The 16,636-nt window shown below is 45.4% G+C and carries 17 protein-coding genes; 10 read left to right on the top strand and 7 right to left on the bottom strand.

Features of this window, described 5'->3' with window-relative positions; all coding sequences use genetic code 11:
• The first annotated feature begins 52 nt into the window (after positions 1–52).
• The 3 genes from infC to NSQ58_RS21675 all read left to right on the top strand — a co-directional run bounded on the left by infC (position 53) and on the right by NSQ58_RS21675 (position 2,384).
• The gene (gene infC / locus NSQ58_RS21685) at positions 53–568 is read left to right on the top strand and encodes a translation initiation factor IF-3 (protein ID WP_341058179.1); all 516 of its coding nucleotides are present in this window, start codon (positions 53–55) and stop codon (positions 566–568) included.
• A gap of 60 nt (positions 569–628) precedes the next feature.
• Positions 629–1,399, top strand: a complete 771-nt coding sequence (locus tag NSQ58_RS21680; protein ID WP_023987854.1) for an ANT(4')-I family aminoglycoside nucleotidyltransferase — start codon at positions 629–631, stop codon at positions 1,397–1,399.
• A gap of 436 nt (positions 1,400–1,835) precedes the next feature.
• Positions 1,836–2,384 (top strand): hypothetical protein, encoded by a 549-nt coding sequence (locus tag NSQ58_RS21675; RefSeq protein WP_023987852.1) that lies wholly within the window; start codon positions 1,836–1,838, stop codon positions 2,382–2,384.
• Positions 2,385–2,492: 108 nt separating this feature from the next.
• Here the strand turns inward: NSQ58_RS21675 and NSQ58_RS21670 are convergent, their stop codons facing one another.
• Positions 2,493–2,876, bottom strand: a complete 384-nt coding sequence (locus NSQ58_RS21670; protein WP_028542927.1) for a DUF423 domain-containing protein — start codon at positions 2,874–2,876, stop codon at positions 2,493–2,495.
• A gap of 219 nt (positions 2,877–3,095) precedes the next feature.
• On the opposite strand from NSQ58_RS21670, the gene NSQ58_RS21665 reads away from it, so the two are divergent.
• From NSQ58_RS21665 to NSQ58_RS21655, 3 genes are all read left to right on the top strand, one after another.
• Positions 3,096–3,569: a hypothetical protein gene (locus NSQ58_RS21665; protein WP_053325059.1), complete on the top strand. Its 474-nt coding sequence runs from the start codon at positions 3,096–3,098 to the stop codon at positions 3,567–3,569.
• Between the two features lie 32 nt (positions 3,570–3,601).
• Positions 3,602–4,453: a DegV family protein gene (locus NSQ58_RS21660; RefSeq protein ID WP_068940141.1), complete on the top strand. Its 852-nt coding sequence runs from the start codon at positions 3,602–3,604 to the stop codon at positions 4,451–4,453.
• 156 nt (positions 4,454–4,609) lie between these two features.
• Positions 4,610–6,238 (top strand): S-layer homology domain-containing protein, encoded by a 1,629-nt coding sequence (locus NSQ58_RS21655; protein ID WP_028542928.1) that lies wholly within the window; start codon positions 4,610–4,612, stop codon positions 6,236–6,238.
• Positions 6,239–6,306: 68 nt separating this feature from the next.
• On the opposite strand, the gene NSQ58_RS21650 is transcribed toward NSQ58_RS21655, so the two are convergent.
• Together NSQ58_RS21650 and NSQ58_RS21645 are read right to left on the bottom strand one after the other, a co-directional pair.
• A complete protein-coding gene (locus NSQ58_RS21650; RefSeq protein WP_028542929.1) occupies positions 6,307–7,896 on the bottom strand; it encodes an amidohydrolase in 1,590 nt (529 codons plus the stop codon).
• A 45-nt stretch (positions 7,897–7,941) separates the two neighbouring features.
• A complete protein-coding gene (locus tag NSQ58_RS21645) occupies positions 7,942–8,640 on the bottom strand; it encodes a 4'-phosphopantetheinyl transferase family protein (protein WP_028542930.1) in 699 nt (232 codons plus the stop codon).
• Positions 8,641–8,867: 227 nt separating this feature from the next.
• On the opposite strand from NSQ58_RS21645, the gene NSQ58_RS21640 reads away from it, so the two are divergent.
• Positions 8,868–10,334: an RICIN domain-containing protein gene (locus NSQ58_RS21640; protein WP_025723966.1), complete on the top strand. Its 1,467-nt coding sequence runs from the start codon at positions 8,868–8,870 to the stop codon at positions 10,332–10,334.
• 108 nt (positions 10,335–10,442) lie between these two features.
• Here NSQ58_RS21640 and NSQ58_RS21635 read toward each other — a convergent pair whose 3' ends face one another.
• Positions 10,443–10,958: an acyl-CoA thioesterase gene (locus NSQ58_RS21635; RefSeq protein ID WP_013309488.1), complete on the bottom strand. Its 516-nt coding sequence runs from the start codon at positions 10,956–10,958 to the stop codon at positions 10,443–10,445.
• Between the two features lie 100 nt (positions 10,959–11,058).
• Positions 11,059–11,607: a helix-turn-helix domain-containing protein gene (locus NSQ58_RS21630; RefSeq protein ID WP_023987843.1), complete on the bottom strand. Its 549-nt coding sequence runs from the start codon at positions 11,605–11,607 to the stop codon at positions 11,059–11,061.
• Between the two features lie 413 nt (positions 11,608–12,020).
• Between NSQ58_RS21630 and NSQ58_RS21625 the strand changes: the two genes are divergently transcribed.
• On the top strand, positions 12,021–13,259 hold the full coding sequence (locus NSQ58_RS21625; RefSeq protein ID WP_028542931.1) for an MFS transporter: 1,239 nt from the start codon (positions 12,021–12,023) through the stop codon (positions 13,257–13,259).
• A gap of 85 nt (positions 13,260–13,344) precedes the next feature.
• Here the strand turns inward: NSQ58_RS21625 and NSQ58_RS21620 are convergent, their stop codons facing one another.
• The gene (locus NSQ58_RS21620; protein ID WP_155613661.1) at positions 13,345–13,506 is read right to left on the bottom strand and encodes a hypothetical protein; all 162 of its coding nucleotides are present in this window, start codon (positions 13,504–13,506) and stop codon (positions 13,345–13,347) included.
• A gap of 154 nt (positions 13,507–13,660) precedes the next feature.
• On the opposite strand from NSQ58_RS21620, the gene NSQ58_RS21615 reads away from it, so the two are divergent.
• Positions 13,661–14,386 carry an AzlC family ABC transporter permease gene (locus NSQ58_RS21615; protein WP_341058177.1) on the top strand — a complete coding sequence of 242 codons (726 nt, stop codon included), beginning with the start codon at positions 13,661–13,663 and terminating at the stop codon, positions 14,384–14,386.
• Positions 14,383–14,706: an AzlD domain-containing protein gene (locus NSQ58_RS21610; RefSeq protein ID WP_028542933.1), complete on the top strand. Its 324-nt coding sequence runs from the start codon at positions 14,383–14,385 to the stop codon at positions 14,704–14,706. The genes NSQ58_RS21615 and NSQ58_RS21610 overlap by 4 nt, the downstream gene beginning before the upstream one ends.
• Positions 14,707–14,749: 43 nt before the next feature.
• Here NSQ58_RS21610 and NSQ58_RS21605 read toward each other — a convergent pair whose 3' ends face one another.
• On the bottom strand, positions 14,750–16,504 hold the full coding sequence (locus NSQ58_RS21605) for an ABC transporter ATP-binding protein (protein WP_341058176.1): 1,755 nt from the start codon (positions 16,502–16,504) through the stop codon (positions 14,750–14,752).
• Positions 16,505–16,636: the final 132 nt, after the last annotated feature.

The following is a 16,636-nucleotide window of genomic DNA, read 5'->3' as shown; positions in this document are numbered from 1 at the left end:
ACGGGTTCCGTATATGATAGCTTTATCATTGTTTAAGGGAGGCTACATTTACGTGGCAGTATTAATCAACGAGCAAATTAAAGCTGACGAAGTGGTACTCACTGGACTCGCAGGGGAGAAGCTCGGCGTTGTCTCGAAGTCAGAAGCCTTGGCTATGGCCCGATCCAAAGGGGTGGACCTGGTCTGCACCTCACTGATGAGCAGTCCACCGCCCTGTAGCTTGGTCGCAAAGGGCAAAGGAAAAGCGTTTGCGCAAAAAGAAGCCGCAGCAAGCAGAACGAATGTCGGCCGAACCGCAAAAAACAGCGGCAAAGAAAAGGTCAAGGAGCTTCGCTTCACTGCTCATATTGAGGAGCATGATTACGACACGAAGCTGCGTCAGGCAGACAAACATCTGCGTTCCGGCAAACCGGTGCAGTTGGTCGTTAAAGCTTCTGGAGCAAAAGAAGCACCTGTTGCTAAAGCGGTACTAGAGCGGCTACTGGTCGATCTGAAGGAAGCCGGAGTGAAGGAAACTGGAATCCAGACGGGCGGCAAGGGCTCACAAGTGAAATTAAACCCTCGCTGAATGGCAAATCCGTAAATTGGACAAGTCACTTAGACCGTAGGAAATAGAGGGAGATCACTAATGGACATGAATGGACCTGTCAATATTTCTCGAAGTGAGAGACTTCAGACTTGCCACGAAATAGCTGCGAGGTTACATGAAGTATACAGAGACAAAATTCTGGCTATAGGGATCTATGGATCTGTTGCCAAAGGTACTGACGGCCCTTTCTCGGACATTGAAATGTTTTGTGTACTAAGTGAACCAAACGGCCCCGTAGAATTTAGCCATGAATGGTCGGCGGGGCCCTGGAAAGCTGAGGTGAACGTCTGTAGTTCAGACATTCTTCTTAAAATTGCCTCTACTGTTGAGGGCGATTGGCCATTGACACATGAACCCTTCTTTTCCCCACTTCGTCTGTATGATCCTAAAAACTTTTTTTCTATATTAAAGGAAGCGGCCGAATCCCCAACAAAGGAAGATTTCAGGCATGCCATCAACGAAGTGCTTGTAGGTGAAATGTACGAGTTTATAGGAAAGCTTAGAAATGTCCGTGTAAATGGCCCTCATACCTACTTGCCGTACTTGGTAATGCAGTTTGCCCAATATGGGGCTATGTTAGTTGGGTTGCACAATCAGAAGCTTTTCTCAACGGGTTCAATGGTTCTACCGGAGGCCCTGGAACTGCCGAGTCGTCCAGAAGGATTTGATCATGTAGTTAAGTTGGTGATGTCCGGAGATTTAGCTGAACCAGCGAAGATCATTTCAGCCTGTGAAGATTTCTGGAGTGGTCTTGTGAGTTGGGCAGTCGAACATGACTACCTTATTCGACCACAACGAATCCCCTTTTGATCGCAAATAAAATTTACTTTAATTGCGATTACTATAATATATCATGTTTTTGATATGCCCCATCCCCCCTTTCGTTAAGGGGGATTTTACTTTTCTTCTGGATGGATGATACTGCTTCGTTATATTTTTCCACCGTAACATGTTTAAAATTTAAACTACTTGATTTCACCCCCTACCTCCTTTATTCTCTGTATATGTAACTCTGGCTTTGCTTATCTATATCTAGTGCTCACATACTGACCTCATTCGTGTACACATGCAAAAATGTACAATTCCGGTGTACTCCATTAAAATTTTACACATAGGGCTTTATATAGATTTTATTTTTGTTAATATCCAACAACAGGGCCTTAGGCACTATGATAGATTACGTTTTAATGATATATTGATAGGTACTATAAAAGACTAATTACCCATGGCTTGGGCTGGAGGATGTATGAAAAAGGAATCAAATCAAGACGAAACCAGTTATTTATTTAATGTAGATGTGTTAGTTAAAGGCCGTTCGAACGTAGAGGCCCTTCAGTTCCTGCTTAATCTCTTGAGCCAAAACGAACACATTGCGGATAGCCGGATTCAATCCGGTATTGAACTTGGGAATTTAATCGAAGCTGCACTGTATCTAAAAAAACAGTCAGCCAGTAATAACCCGTCTGACGCAGCTGCTACGCTTGCGGAAAAGTTCTCCAAAAAGAAGTCAGCCGCAGTTACGAACAAGCCGCCAGTCGTTCAAGAGATCAAACAATCCCACGTACAGCCAAAGCCTGCAACACAACAAGAACTTAGTACGTATGAATGGATCAAACGCTATATACAAGATAATACGCTTGTACGGTTAATCGTGAACCGCTATGGCGGACAGCGTAGCATCCCTTGCCGCATCCTCAATCTGGATCATGATAATAGCCTGCTGAGTGTGTATCATGTAGATGAGAAACAAGTGTACTCCTTTAAAATGAATGAGATCGATGAAATCACATCGTAAATGTAAATACTTCATAAAAAAACGAAGCAAAAAAAAAAGAGAACGGGCAGGAAAAACATAACGTTTTTCTTGCCCGTTCTCTTTTTTTTGCATTATCCGAAAAGAACTCTAATCCTCTTTCTTCAGGCCCATGGCAGCCCATGCCAGCAATATCCATCCTGCAATAAAACACACGCCTCCTAAGGGGGTGATAGCCCCCAGCACACGGATTCCGGTCAAACTTAGCACATACAAGCTGCCGGAAAACAAAATGATACCCGTTAATAACAGACGCGCTGCCCATCTCAAACGGTTGGAAGAACCCCACTGTCCAGCAGCCAACGCAATGATCAGCAAACCGACAGCGTGAATCATATGATATTTCACACCTGTTTCATACACGGCCAAAGCATCCGCGTCGATCCGGGGTTTCACAATATGTGCCCCGAACGCTCCAATGGCTACCGCCAACATCATCATTATAGATCCCACAAATATCCATTTTCGTTGCATGTTTGTGTACTCCTTTTCATCTCATCCTTTTAACCGAATGTTCTTCTTATTTTATCGAAACCGTATGAAGTTTACCAGCCAGCGTGTGTGAACAGACCGCATACAGAATTGGATGATTAGACCCTGTCTTTTGAAGGGTAATGTGTAGGGTGGCTTGCTTTTTTGTTTATTTTGTGGAAAATTAGTACCTGTTCGGACTATGTTCAAGGAGTTGAAAAAATGAGTTACCAAGATCCTAATTTGCAAAAGCCTGCTGCGCCTGAGGAGCACCCTGTTTTTTCAGAAACTCCTGTGTTCCAGCCTCCGGTCAAGCTCAAACATTCCGGTCCCGGAATTGCTTCTTTTATTATGTCGCTTGTCAGCCTGATCGGATATATTATTCTGGCTATTATGGTTATTAATCTGCTGGCTCATTTCGGCCAATACCAAACGATGAACCCGGAAGTCGCTCTGCAGCAAACCGGAACGGTACTGCTTCCTTTTATTTTTTTAGGCAGCCTGTTGCTGAATTGTAGCGGACTTGTGGTCGGTATCATTGGAATTGCGTTAAAAAACCGTAAGAAAACCTTTGCTATTACAGGCTTAATCATTAATGCACTTATTATTGTGGGCTTTATTGCACTTCTTGCCATCGGTCTTTCCGTTCCGAATAGCACAGCGGATATCTATCCTTCCTCCGTGCAATCTTTATAATTTTTCTGCATCACACAGAGAGGATTCAATGTATGAACAAAATTAAAATTTTTGCCGACAGTACCAGTGATATTCCTGCTCACTGGCGTCAACAGTACGAAATTAGTATTGTGCCATTGTATACAGTATTTGGTGATGAGGCATTGCAGGATGGTGTAAACATTCACCCAGAACAATTATTTCAACGTGTAAGCCGCGAGGGACATTTACCGCGTACCGCCGCACCTTCTCCGTCGGATTTTATTCAAGCCTTTGCGCCCTACATAGAACAAGGGGACGACATTTTATATATCAGTCTGTCTTCCGAGCTATCATCGACGTACCAGAATGCGCTACTCGCTGCCTCCGAATTTCCGGAAGGTCGCATTACGGTTTTTGATTCCTTGAATTTGTCGTGCGGCTTTGGCCTGCTTGTGATGAAAGCTGCTCGTGCGGCAACCAACGGCAATACGATAGAGCAGATTGTAGACATGTTGACAAAAACCAGGCCGTTAATAGACACGGAATTTGTCATTGATACACTTGAATACCTGTATAAAGGCGGAAGATGCTCAGGCATGCAAAACCTGATTGGCAGTCTGCTCAAAATTCGTCCGGTGATCAAAGTGATTGACGGAAAAATGACGCCTGCCTACAAAGTCCGCGGCAAACGTGAAAAAGCACTGGATCAGATGCTGCAAAACGCTCTGAATCAACGAGATCAGATGGATAACGATATCATTATTGTCGTGCACGCTTTGGCCGAGGAAGATGCGCTGATGCTGCAAGCTCGCTTGAAAGAAGAAACGAACGCACAAGAGGTACTGCTAACTACAGCAGGCTGTGTCATTTCCAGTCATTGTGGTCCACAGACTATCGGTATTATGTATGCCAAAAAAGCATAGTTTATCCAATATCAAACCCGTTGCCGCATAGGTAGCGGGTTTTTTGGTGTTTTTCCAGCAATTTAGCAATGAATAACTTTCCTCTTTTTGATAGTATTATTCGTCGAGTAACGATATATGAATCTACAATCTATCATAAAAAGAAGGTTATTTGGTATGAGTTCCAAACGATCACGTTGGTTAACCAGGCTCACCCTTTCAGCAACTGCAGCCATCACAATATTCACAACATTCACTTCATACTTAGCTGCTCCAGCAGCAGCATCATCCGGCGCTACGTTCCAAGATATTGCACACAGCTATGCCTATCAGTCTATTATTTCCCTGCACGCTAAAGGAATTTTGAACGGTACACAACCTGGTTACTTCTCTCCTAAAAAGGCTGTTACCAGAGCCGAATGGGTTACCGCACTGGACCGTACACTCGGTCTGGAGCCTGTACAAGCAGCCGTTTCCTCCTACCGAGATGTTGCCCAAAAGACGTGGTACTATGGATGGATTGAAGCGGCTTCTCAACTCAATATCGTTCAGGGGGGAACGTCTGCCACATTCCAACCTAATAGTCCTATAACCCGTCAAGAAGCGGCCTTGATGATCGCACGTCTCATCCGTTCTTCGGGCGGATCAGGAAATGCTACTTCCTCCTTCACAGATACTGGGGAAATTGCAGATTGGGCTCTTGATGCGGTAACCACCGTAAATCGTTACGGCTTTATGAAAGGTGAAAGTAACTATTTTCGTCCAGCATCCTCTCTAACCCGCGAAGAAACAGCGGCATTGCTGGAGCGTCTGCTAACGTATTCAACAAAGCATGCTAACCAAACTGCTTCCACCGCTTCTTCCATCCGACTAGGCTGGCAATATGATCAAACCGTTCAGCAGTTTGAAAATACGGTGCTCCAATCCAACATCAACACCCTGTCACCACGTTGGTTTTTTCTAAATGAAACAGGTAGTATAAGCGACTATACCAATGCGTCGCTGCTTACCTGGGCCAAACAGCATCATAAAAATATCTGGGCTATGGTAGGCAACCGTTCCAATCTGGTGCTGACGCACCAAATTCTATCCAGTGAGGTTCTACGGAATAAAACTATAACTCAGCTTGCCAATGCCGTATCTGTATACGGTTTGAACGGACTTGTCATTGATTTTGAAAATGTAGATGGTCAGGATCGTGCCAATTTAACATTGTTCGTCCAACAATTAAAAGCTAAGTTGAAGAGTCAGAATACGGTACTGGCGATTTGTGTATCTCCTGATTACGGAACGGACTGGACTGCCGCCTTTGATTATAAACAGCTTGGCGCTGCGGCAGACTATCTGATCCTGATGGGATATGACGAGCATTGGGGAGGTAGCTCGATCCCCGGCTCTGTGTCCTCATTGCCATGGCTCCGTGAAAGCGTGCGGCGTTTCGTACAAACCACCTATCCGGAAAAAGCGATCTTGGCGTTGCCATTATTTACACGGAACTGGACTCTTAATGCTAGCGGACATTCAATCGCTTCCTCTGATATATCACTAGATCAGCAAAACCAGCTAGTATCCCGTTCCGTCTCCAAACCAATCTGGAATGAGGATATTCAGCAGTATACCGTGTCTTACAAAGACACACAGCTTCATAAGCTGTGGCTTGAGGAAGGACGATCCTTCACTCGTAAGTATCGCTTGGGGCAGGATGCTGGGTTTGCTGGCTTCGCCTACTGGTATCCGGGCGGAGCCAGCTCTGATCTATGGTCCAGTGTAAAAAACGCAGACCGATTTATACAGCGTGGTTTATAAAATACAAAGCCTTCAACCTCACGTGAAAAGTGAAGTTGAAGGCTTTTGGCATACAACTTATCACCAGCCTATGACCGATATGCTACTTTCCCGTTTACAACTGTCATTCGTACCCTCACGTCAAGTAAAGCTTGCGGGCTTTCCGATACATCACGGTCAATGACTGTAAAGTCAGCGGCTTTCCCTTCAGCTATCGCCCCTCTTTCATCAGCTTCTCCGGCTGCTACTGCGCTTCCCGTGGTAAACAGACGAATGGCTTCATGTACATCCAGCTTTTCAGCGGGAAGATAGCCCTCATGCATTTCTTCCGGCTTGGCGCGAGTCACTGCCGCATGAATACCAAGAAAAGGGTTTAACGGCTCAATCGGCGCGTCACTACCTCCAGCACATGGAATGCCTGCTTCCAACAGCTTTTTCCAGGCATATAAATATTCAGTCCGTTCTTTCCCCACCCGATCCAGTACCCAAGGGAAGTCACTTGCGACAAAACGGGGCTGGATGTCCGCAATCAGCGGCAGCTTCGCCATTCTCTTGACCAAATCCCTCCTAAGCACCTGTCCATGGATCAGGCGATCTGGCAAACCGCTTTCCTCCGTGAGCACATGGGCCTCCATCGCTGTCAAAATCATGTGCGCTGCCCCATCCCCTATAGCATGTACAGCCACTGGAAAGCCTGCGGCCCTGGCAGCTGCCACCATCTGATTCAGCTCTGGCTGCGGTTGAATCGCCATTCCGCGGGTATGTGGAGCATCACTATAAGGTTCTGACAATAATGCCGTTCTTCCACCAATAGCGCCATCGGCAAACATTTTAATCGCACCGATTTTAAACCACTCATTTCCGGTACCTGCACGCAGCCCTTGCACTTTCGCTTCTTCCATAAAGGGATGATAGATGAGCTGGTGTGTGCGAAAAGCAAGACCTTCTTCCCTCAGCTCCCTGTAAATTCGCTGCATCGTCTCCACGCTGCCCAAAAAACGTAAATCTTCCGTGTGCGCAGCAGTTAGACCAAGCCGTAGCGCATCCAGGCAAGCCCGCCGAATCGTATCCTTCTTAACCGAATAATCCGGCTCTGGCTGCACGCTAGTAAAGGCAAAGGATGCTTCCTCATAAATCAATCCGTTCAACCGTCCATGTGCGTCTCGTCCATAGGCTCCCGAAGCCGGGTCAGGGGTGTCCTCGCTAATACCCGCACGCCGAAATGCCTCTGAATTGGCCAAGAACGTATGAAAGCACGTACGAGTGAGATATACCGGATGCTGATCTGTAATGGCATCCAGCTCGGCTATACCCGGAATTTCAACAGGAATAAACGCATTTTCATTCCAGTTAAGTCCTAAAATCCACTCTCCCGGCGGTGTTACAGCGACCCGTTTGCGCAGCATAGCCAGCATCTCTTCCTTGGAGGTAGCTGATGTTAAATCCAGCATAGCCAGCTTCATACCATGCATAGACAAATGCATATGTGAATCGGTTAAGCCTGGCAGTACATAGGCGTCTTCCCAATCCACAGTTTCATATTCCTTACCGGTCAACTGCAATTCAAGCTCCCGAGCATATCCGATGGCTTGTATCCGACCCTGCTGTACAACGATGGAGTCTCCTTTGGAAGCCCAATCCCCATGCAACCGGCCGTGCTTGAACAAAACGAATGTCAACGCCACTCATCTCCTTTTTTCAACTATACGCATATCCACTTCATATTACGCCTGTGTTGCCACTTCCAAGCGTAGTGTATTTATATCTATCTGCTGCACCTGCTGGGCAAATTGGTCATGAGCTGCACAGACAGCCATTTTATAATCCTGATCCAACTCATACTGCTTAAAATGACAATACTCGGTGGTAAAGCCCTCTGTCGTGAAGCCTATGAACGGTTGTGCCTTCAGTTCGAATGAAAAAGACTTCAACGGTAGAGTTAGTCCCTGCCCCTCGGCCTTCACAAAGCTTTCTTTAAGCGTCCATAGATCGTAAAAATAGGACAATCGGTTGTCTGCGTCCTGACGCATTAACGCATCATACTCTTTGTCCGAAAAGCACACTCTACCTACCTCAAAATCAATAGGACGGAGCTGTTCAATGTCGATTCCAAGCGGGTGATCATCAATAGCGCACACCACCCATTTTCCCGAGTGAGAAACATTAAAATGGAATGCGGGTGCATTTATCAAGGAAGGCTTACCGAACGCATTGTATGTAAATTGAAGACTAGCATTAGATACCTTCAATTGCCGGCAGACCAACCATCTTAGCAGCACATCGGCATATAAGCCCCTCAAAGCATCTTCCCGATGTAAAAAACGATCTAACTTGTGCTGCTTTTCCAGCGAAACCCGATTTACCAGTAATTCGTAATGCTCCTCAGCTTCCGGCTTGCTCGTATCAATCGCGTATATTTTCATGGTTGCCTCCTGTATATCTAATGAATATCAGCCAGTTTGTAACACTCACCGTTCGATTGAAGTCTGTTAGATATGGATGGCGTGTGCCGTGTACATGGTCAATATACTACTCTAGCACTTTCAATTCAATATGGATACAATTGGGATAAGCATCTCTATTAAAACTACTTCATAGAGCCTATTAATGAAAGCGCTTTAAAATAACGCATACAGAGGAGGACGAAACAATGAAATATGATTTTGCCCGCTTGCTGTGTATTATGCTCTCTATTTTGCTGACGTTGAGCATTTTTCAGATGTTTTCACCTAAGATCGCTTCAGCCGCTTCAGCGAATGTTGTGAATGGCATTCAGTTTAAAGATACAGATGGAAACGTGGTCCATGCCCATGGGGGTGGTATGATTAAAGTAGACGGTTACTATTATTGGTTTGGTGAAAATCGTAATCCCAACGGCACGTTCAAGGCGGTATCCGCCTACCGTTCCTCTGATTTAAAAAACTGGGAGTTTCGTAAAAACGTACTAACCAGCAGCTCCGCTGTAGAGCTGAATGTTTCGAATATTGAACGTCCGAAAGTGATTTACAATGAAAAAACACGTAAATACGTATTATGGATGCATAAGGAGAATGGGGTTAATTACAACGAGGCCCGAGTGGCTGTCGCTTCTTCCGATACCGTGGACGGCGATTACACGTATCAGGGCAGCTTCCGTCCTCTGGATCACGATTCGCGCGATATGACCGTATACAACGATAACGGTACAGCTTACCTCATTTCGGCTACCCGGGTAAACGCGGATCTGAACATCTATCGTCTGACACCGGATTTTCTGCAAGTTGAATCGCTGGTGACTACACTTTGGCCAGGACAATATCGTGAAGCTCCGGCGATGTTCAAAAAAGGAGACGTCTACTTCCTGATTACATCCGGGGCAACCGGCTGGAATCCCAATCAAGCCAAGTATGCTACCGCATCCAGCATTGAAGGAACCTGGAGTAATACGATAAACTTCGGGGACGGTACGACATATGGTTCACAGTCGGCTTACGTGATTCCTGTTGAAGGTGCCCAGACAACTTCATACCTGTATTTGGGCGACCGTTGGGCGGGTGCGTGGAGCGGTCCTGTGCAGGATTCTCAATATGTATGGCTGCCACTGCGTTTTCCAACAGCGACTTCATTAGCCATGGATTGGTTCGACAGCATTAATATTGACACCGCCAGTGGTGTGGTCGAGGGGATAACAACGCCAATTGCCATTGATCCGGATGCCTATTATCAGCTAGTGAATCGCAAGAGCAATAAGCCACTAAGCATTATTGGCAATGCAACGACGGACGGCGCAGACCTGGAGCAGCGTGCAAATTCCGGAGCTGCAAACCAGCAATGGCAGCTCAAGGATGCAGGCAGCGGATATTATAAAATTGTGAACCGCAACAGCGGAAAGCTAATTGGTGTTGAAAGCGGTACCACAACAGACGGTACAGTTATTGAGCAGTGGAGTGACGGAGGCTGGTCCAGTCAGCATTGGCAATTAGTATCCGTAACCGGTGGTTATTACAAGCTGAAAAATCGGGCAACCGGCAAGCTGATCGATATTTCTGAAGGCGCCACCGCCGATGGAGCCAAAGCCATTCAATGGGGCGATAATGGTGGGACGAATCAGCATTTCCGTGTAGTTAAAGTAGAATAGCTCAAGTTATTTTCAAAAGGAGCCGTATTCCGAGCAGACATGGTGACTGCTAACGGAAAAGACGGCTCCTTTTTACGTAAAACGATGAAATTGATAATCTCTAGTACGTTACAATTCCCACGGATAATCTGTTGTCAAAAAACTAGCCAACTGTTTGCTTTCTTCCCTCCGCTGACGCCGTATGGCTGCGCGTGATGGAGCCGTCTGGTGCAATTGTAACTGCTCTTCTGTTTCTGGAATCACCTGCGGGACAGTCACCTTACGGTTGTTCTCGTCCAATGCCACAAAGGTCAGAAAGGCGGTGGCTGCGATTTTTCGGTCACCAGTCATCAGTCCTTCACGAATTACCTTTACGAACACCTCCATCGAGCTACGGCCTGTCCAGGTTACGAACGCTTCTAGAGTGACAGAATCACTCGGATGGATAGGTAGCAAAAAATCCACCGAATCCGTAGAGGCTGTAACTGTGTTCGTACGACACAGCTTAGCAGCTGCAATAGATGCGATATCGTCGATATACGACATTAATCGGCCGCCGAAGAGCGTGTTATGATTGTTGATATCGTTGGGAAATACTCGGGACGTCTTGAAGCAGTAGGTTTCTCGGATGTACTTGCTTTCCATGGATTCTTTCCTCTCTTTTCCTCGTTGCTCTCTTTTTATATCTCAGGATTTTGCAAAATCATGATGTGGAAGCCTGTTTTAGACTATGCTAATCATCCCACTAATCCGCATAATAAATCAATACATAAAAATCGGCATCCTCATCCGAATCATTCCGGTAGGTATGTATGTCAGATACTTGAAATTGCACGGCATCCCCTGCACTCAGCTTGAGCTGTTGCCCCTGCATTTCAAAGTACATTTCCCCACGGATCATGAGAATCGTTTCCTCCCCCAAATGCTTCTCTGCCTGGTGTGTAAAACCTGGCTTCAGACTTACCGTGAACACCTCAAACTTCTTTTCAGCGTGATACGGGAATACAGGGTAAACAAAATAGTTACCGTCCTCATCAATAACCGGATGCAGGTCTTCCCTCCGAATCTTCGTGATTTGCGGCGGATCTTCTTTGAGAAAGGTGGAGAAGGATACATGCAAACCGTTCGCAATTTTCCAAAGGGTTGTTACCGTAGGATTGGATTTCCCCTTCTCAATCTGAGCCAGCATCCCTTTGCTGACCCCTGTCAGTTCAGCCACCTTATCCAAACTTAATCCTCTAGTCTTCCTGATTTGAGCCAAATTAGAGCCAATAATATGCTGCATTGAATCCACGGACGATGCCTCCTTGTATCCAAAAGTCTATATAAGAAGAATACACAAAAGACTGTGTGTTCGCTATATATAGACTGTATCGTAAAATATCATTTATCTTTTGCAATTTTGGATGCATGACTTATTATCCACAGTAAATTAAGTGTAGCCGATCAAGGTAATACAAAGCTTAAACGGGAAGTAGACATGCTACAATTTACTGTAATTGTAATATGGTCAGGTTCCTCGCTTACTTCAACATGCAATAAAAACATTTGACATTGAATATAAATGTCCTTAAACTTTTCACTTATTAAAACTTTTTTCAAAACTATTGTAATATCCTGAAGGAGGGCTGCTATCCTATGACTTTTCCGTCCCTGAACACCCAACAGGTGAGAAAATCAAGTTTGGCTATCTAGGAGGGACTAAATTTGAATCTGCAAACCCGCAAGTCCCGCCACATGTATACGATGCAGCTGGCGACAATTTTTATTGGCTTTATTGTATTTGGCATCTCGGAAAATATTAAAGGCCCTGCCATTCCACGCATCCAATTCGACTTCAATCTGGATGAACAGCAGCTCGGAACATTGTTGTCTCTAAACGCACTTGGTTATTTGATTGCCTGCTCGTTCACCGCTGTCCTTGTCCGTAAGTGGGGAATCAAGGCGGTCAGCATCATTTCCTTTGCTTCCATGATCATCTCGGGAGTGTTCATCTATCTGTCGCACACGTATCCGTTCTTCGCCTCGTCCTACTTCTTGATGTATATCGGGAACGGCATGCTGGAGATTGCGCTCGCAATTTTGGGGGCGAGGATTTTTGTGAAAAATACCGGCACGATGATGAATTTGTCCCACTTTTTCTATGGGCTCAGCTCAACAGTCGCCCCTTTGCTGGCGACGGGAGTCATGTCACTGACGGTATTTGGACATATGCTGGACTGGCGGGGGATGTATCTGGCTATGTTGTCGCTCTGCTTGCTGCCGATTGTGGCCGCACTGCTCAGCACCTTCCCGGGAGACGATTTGCAGCATGAGGATCGAACCTCACTCAAGACGCTAACCCGCGATCCAGCACTCTGGATGATGGTAATGATCCTGTCGTTTGGAGTAGTCTCTGAGCTCGCAGTTGGGGGCTGGCTGGTCAACTTTTTAGAGAAAGCGTATTCATGGAGCACGGTGGAGGCGTCCAGCATGCTCTCAGCGTTCTTTCTTACCTTCTCGTTGGGGCGCCTATTGCTTGGTCCACTCACAGACCGGATGGGGTTCGTGCTTTCGACGATTCTATTCTCCGCCTTCTCAGCGATATGTACGTTCGCAGCAATCGCGGGTGGAGAGAGACTGGCGTTTCTCTTTGCCGTATCAGGTGCAGGTATTGCAATGATCTATCCGACCGTGATGGCGTTCATAGCAAGGAGATATCCGAAGGACAGTGATACAGCTATTACGTTCGTCGTCACGCTGATGGGCATAGGTAGTGTCATTGGCAACTATGTGATCGGCTGGGTAATCGAAGGGGTCAAGATAGTCTACGGCGCAACCACTGAGCTTGGCATACTGCGCGGACTTCAGGCGGGATATGGAGTTATCGGTCTATGCGCAGCCATCTGCGCGATCTCGGGAATTATTCTCTACGGATATCTGAAAAAGCGGCAGGAGCTTATATAAATCACCACCTTAGGGTTGCCCCATAAGTCATGAACTGACTGGGACGCCCTTTTTTTACGAGTTCCCCATTCAGTCAAAACAGCCCTTATATGAACACATCCGAGCTGCTTTGATTCATCATCAGTTCTTGCCCGTTTGCCATTTCGAAGAGCTCATCGGGAGTACATTTGAACACCGCTTTTGGATGACTGGCTGCTGCCAAATCGTCTGGAACCGGAACACGACCGAACCTTTTTGGTAAATACATAGCCTTCATTGGGTTGTCAACAGTAAAACAGCTTTTTAAGAGCAATTCTCCTGTAGGAACTATTCAACATAACATACAAACGTATAATATATTGATACTTTACAACTTACGTTATATACTATTATAAAATTTATACACTGGGGGTAAGGTTAAAATGTCCATAGCTTCGGAGTTGAGCGGAGCGAAGCACGATTCACTCAGCTTTTTACAAGGGGTTAAAGATTGTATTCCTACATTGCTCGGTTATGTATGTATTGGGTTCGCGGCAGGCATTGTGGGCGCTTCATCAGGGGTTAGCACCATGGAAATTGCCTTCATGTCGGCGCTTGTATACGCAGGAGCCTCCCAGTTTATCATGTGCTCGATGCTGGCTGCAGCCAGTCCTCCATCCGTCATTATTTTAACGACTTTCATTGTGAATGCTCGTCATCTGCTGTTAAGTGCGTCGCTGGCTCCTTACTTTTCTAAATATTCATTGTGGAAAAACATAGGCATCGGTGTTCTTTTGACGGACGAATCCTTTGGAGTAGCGTCGGATAAATTGGCTAAAGGCGGGCAGGTCAGTGACCGCTGGATGAACGGGCTTAATATTACAGCTTATCTCGCCTGGATTGCATCCTGTGTAGCGGGAGGGGTTCTCGGGAACTGGATTTCCCGGCCGGAGGCTTTTGGTCTGGACTTTGCCTTGCCAGCGATGTTTCTTGCCCTGCTCATTTCCCAACTCCAAAGTGTCCAGACCTCCAAACTCAAGCATCGTCTGCTGCTTGTGCTGTGTATGGCTGTTCTGATGTACCTATTGTCCTGGTGGGTACCATCACATATCGCCGTCATTGTAGCGACCATGATCACCGCAACGATTGGAGTGTTAACCGACAAATGAACATTAATCCCAATGTCCTGTATATCATTATCGGTGCCATGATTGTCACGGCGATTCCAAGGATCATTCCCTTTGTCGTGCTGCAAAGGCTGGCGCTGCCCAAGCCAGTGCTACAATGGCTTTCCTATATTCCCATCTGCATATTCACGGCCCTCGTGATGGAAAATTTGCTCGTTCGAACCGAAACCTCCGTCACTCTTAATGGGCAAGTGCTTATGGCTGTTCTTCCTACGCTAGTGACCGCCTTGTGGAGCAAAAACCTGCTGGCTACCGTCGTTGTCGGTATTGTGAGTATGGCTGTAGTTCGACTTTGGTGGTAAAGATAAAAATACCCTCCTACAATAGGAGGGCATCTGCCATTTCTTATGATCCACCTGTCGTTCTTACTAACGAGGGCGACAGATTTTCTTCCTCAAAACCACGTTCTCGTTGTGAAAGATACGAGGAGGCTTGGAGCCTGAACATTTCTGCATACACTCCGTCTATATCTATTAAGCGTTCATGGCTACCTGCTTCTACAATTCTGCCCTCCTCCATTAAAATAATGGTATCGGCCATACGTGCAGAGGACAATCTGTGTGAAATAAACACTCCAATTTTCTCATGAATAAGCTGATCAAACTTTTGAAAAACCTCTTTCTCCGCGTGTGGATCCAAAAAAGAGCTCGGTTCATCCAAGACATATATATCGGCATTTCTCATAAAGGCCCTGGCTATTGCAATACGCTGCCACTGTCCTCCAGATAGCTGCTGTCCATCTTCAAACCATTTTCCAAGCAAGGTATTCATTTTATCAGGCAGGCCGACTATCAAATCTGTAATCCCCGCCTTATCTATAGCTGTCCAAATGGCCTCATCATTTTCTCTGGAAGCCACATTACCAAAGCCAATATTATCTCTAACAGCCATCTCATAATGGACAAAATCCTGAAAAACAACGCCTATCTTTTCTCTAAAACTGTCTTTATCCAATTCATGTATTGAGTGTCCATTAATTAAGATTTCTCCTTCAAAATCGGAATACAAATGAGTCAGTAACTTCACAATCGTTGATTTACCCGATCCATTTCTCCCTACAATGGCCAGCTTCTCTCCTTGATGAAGCTTGAAGCTAACATTAGAAATGGCATTCTCCTCCGTGTTCGGATATCTAAACGATACATTCCGAAATTCAATACTGTGAATAGTGGACAAAGGCAATTGCTGAACCGTTTTTTGTATTTTTGCCTCTTCCGGCATATCCAAAAAGTCAAATAGCTGCTTGATGTACAAATTATTTTGACACAAGCTTAAAATCCCTTGTACAATGCTCTGCGATGTTGACTGGGTTAACGTGATACCCTGAATTAAGCTCACCAAGTTCCCCACTAAAATTTGACCAACATAAGTGGCTTGTATGGCCATGAAAATAATAAATGCACACGCACCCTGATTTACAATCTGAAATACAAGAGAGGTATAGGATCTACGAACCGCTAGCACTTTATCCTCGCGATAAAACCCTTCGAGTATCGTTTTATATCTTTTTCGCAAATAGTCTCCCAGTTGAAATATTTTCACTTCTTTAAAACTATTATCTCTTGTCACTAAAAACGACAAATACCAGGATTCACGTTGTCTTCCTGCTCTTTGAAAGTGAACATTAAATTCTCTTTGCCCGATACGTAAAAAAGAATAAAATGATAAGCATGGAATGAGAAAAATGAATAAGAATGCCCACCATCTCCATGCGATGAGAATAGCACCCGTCGAAAATAAGGTTACAACACTGCTAATAATGGCAAGGATTTGAGTAAATATTTCAAACGGCCTAAAATCTGCCTCTCCCTGAGCACGTTGGAGCATATTTTGCACATCTGCATCCTCAAACGACTGCAAAGACATCTTTTGTGCTTTTTCAATAATTCTGATATTTACCTGGTTCGATAGCCGGCTTTGAAACATTTTACGAAAAAAGCTTTCGCCAATATTGATCAGATCGTACAGCAAATTGACACCGATCAAGACGCCAAAAGCTATAAAAACAGGTTGAAAGCTGCCCCCTGACGCTCCGGCCACGACACTGTTGATTAATTCTCTCGTGGTTAAAAGGATCACAGCAGGAATTGCACCTTTCAATAAATTCGTAATGAGTATAGCAATCAAAAAGGAAGGATGTGTGTCCCAAAGCAGCCTGAATATACGAGGCCAAAATAAAAAGGTACGAAATATATTTTTATAGGACAAAGAGATCAGGTCATTGGTTTGTCC

The sequence above is a fragment of the Paenibacillus sp. FSL M7-0134 genome, assembly GCF_038007865.1.
GTDB lineage: Bacteria > Bacillota > Bacilli > Paenibacillales > Paenibacillaceae > Paenibacillus > Paenibacillus polymyxa_B.
Note: the sequence above shows the minus strand (reverse complement) of the source record. Positions and strands in the feature narration are given on the sequence as shown.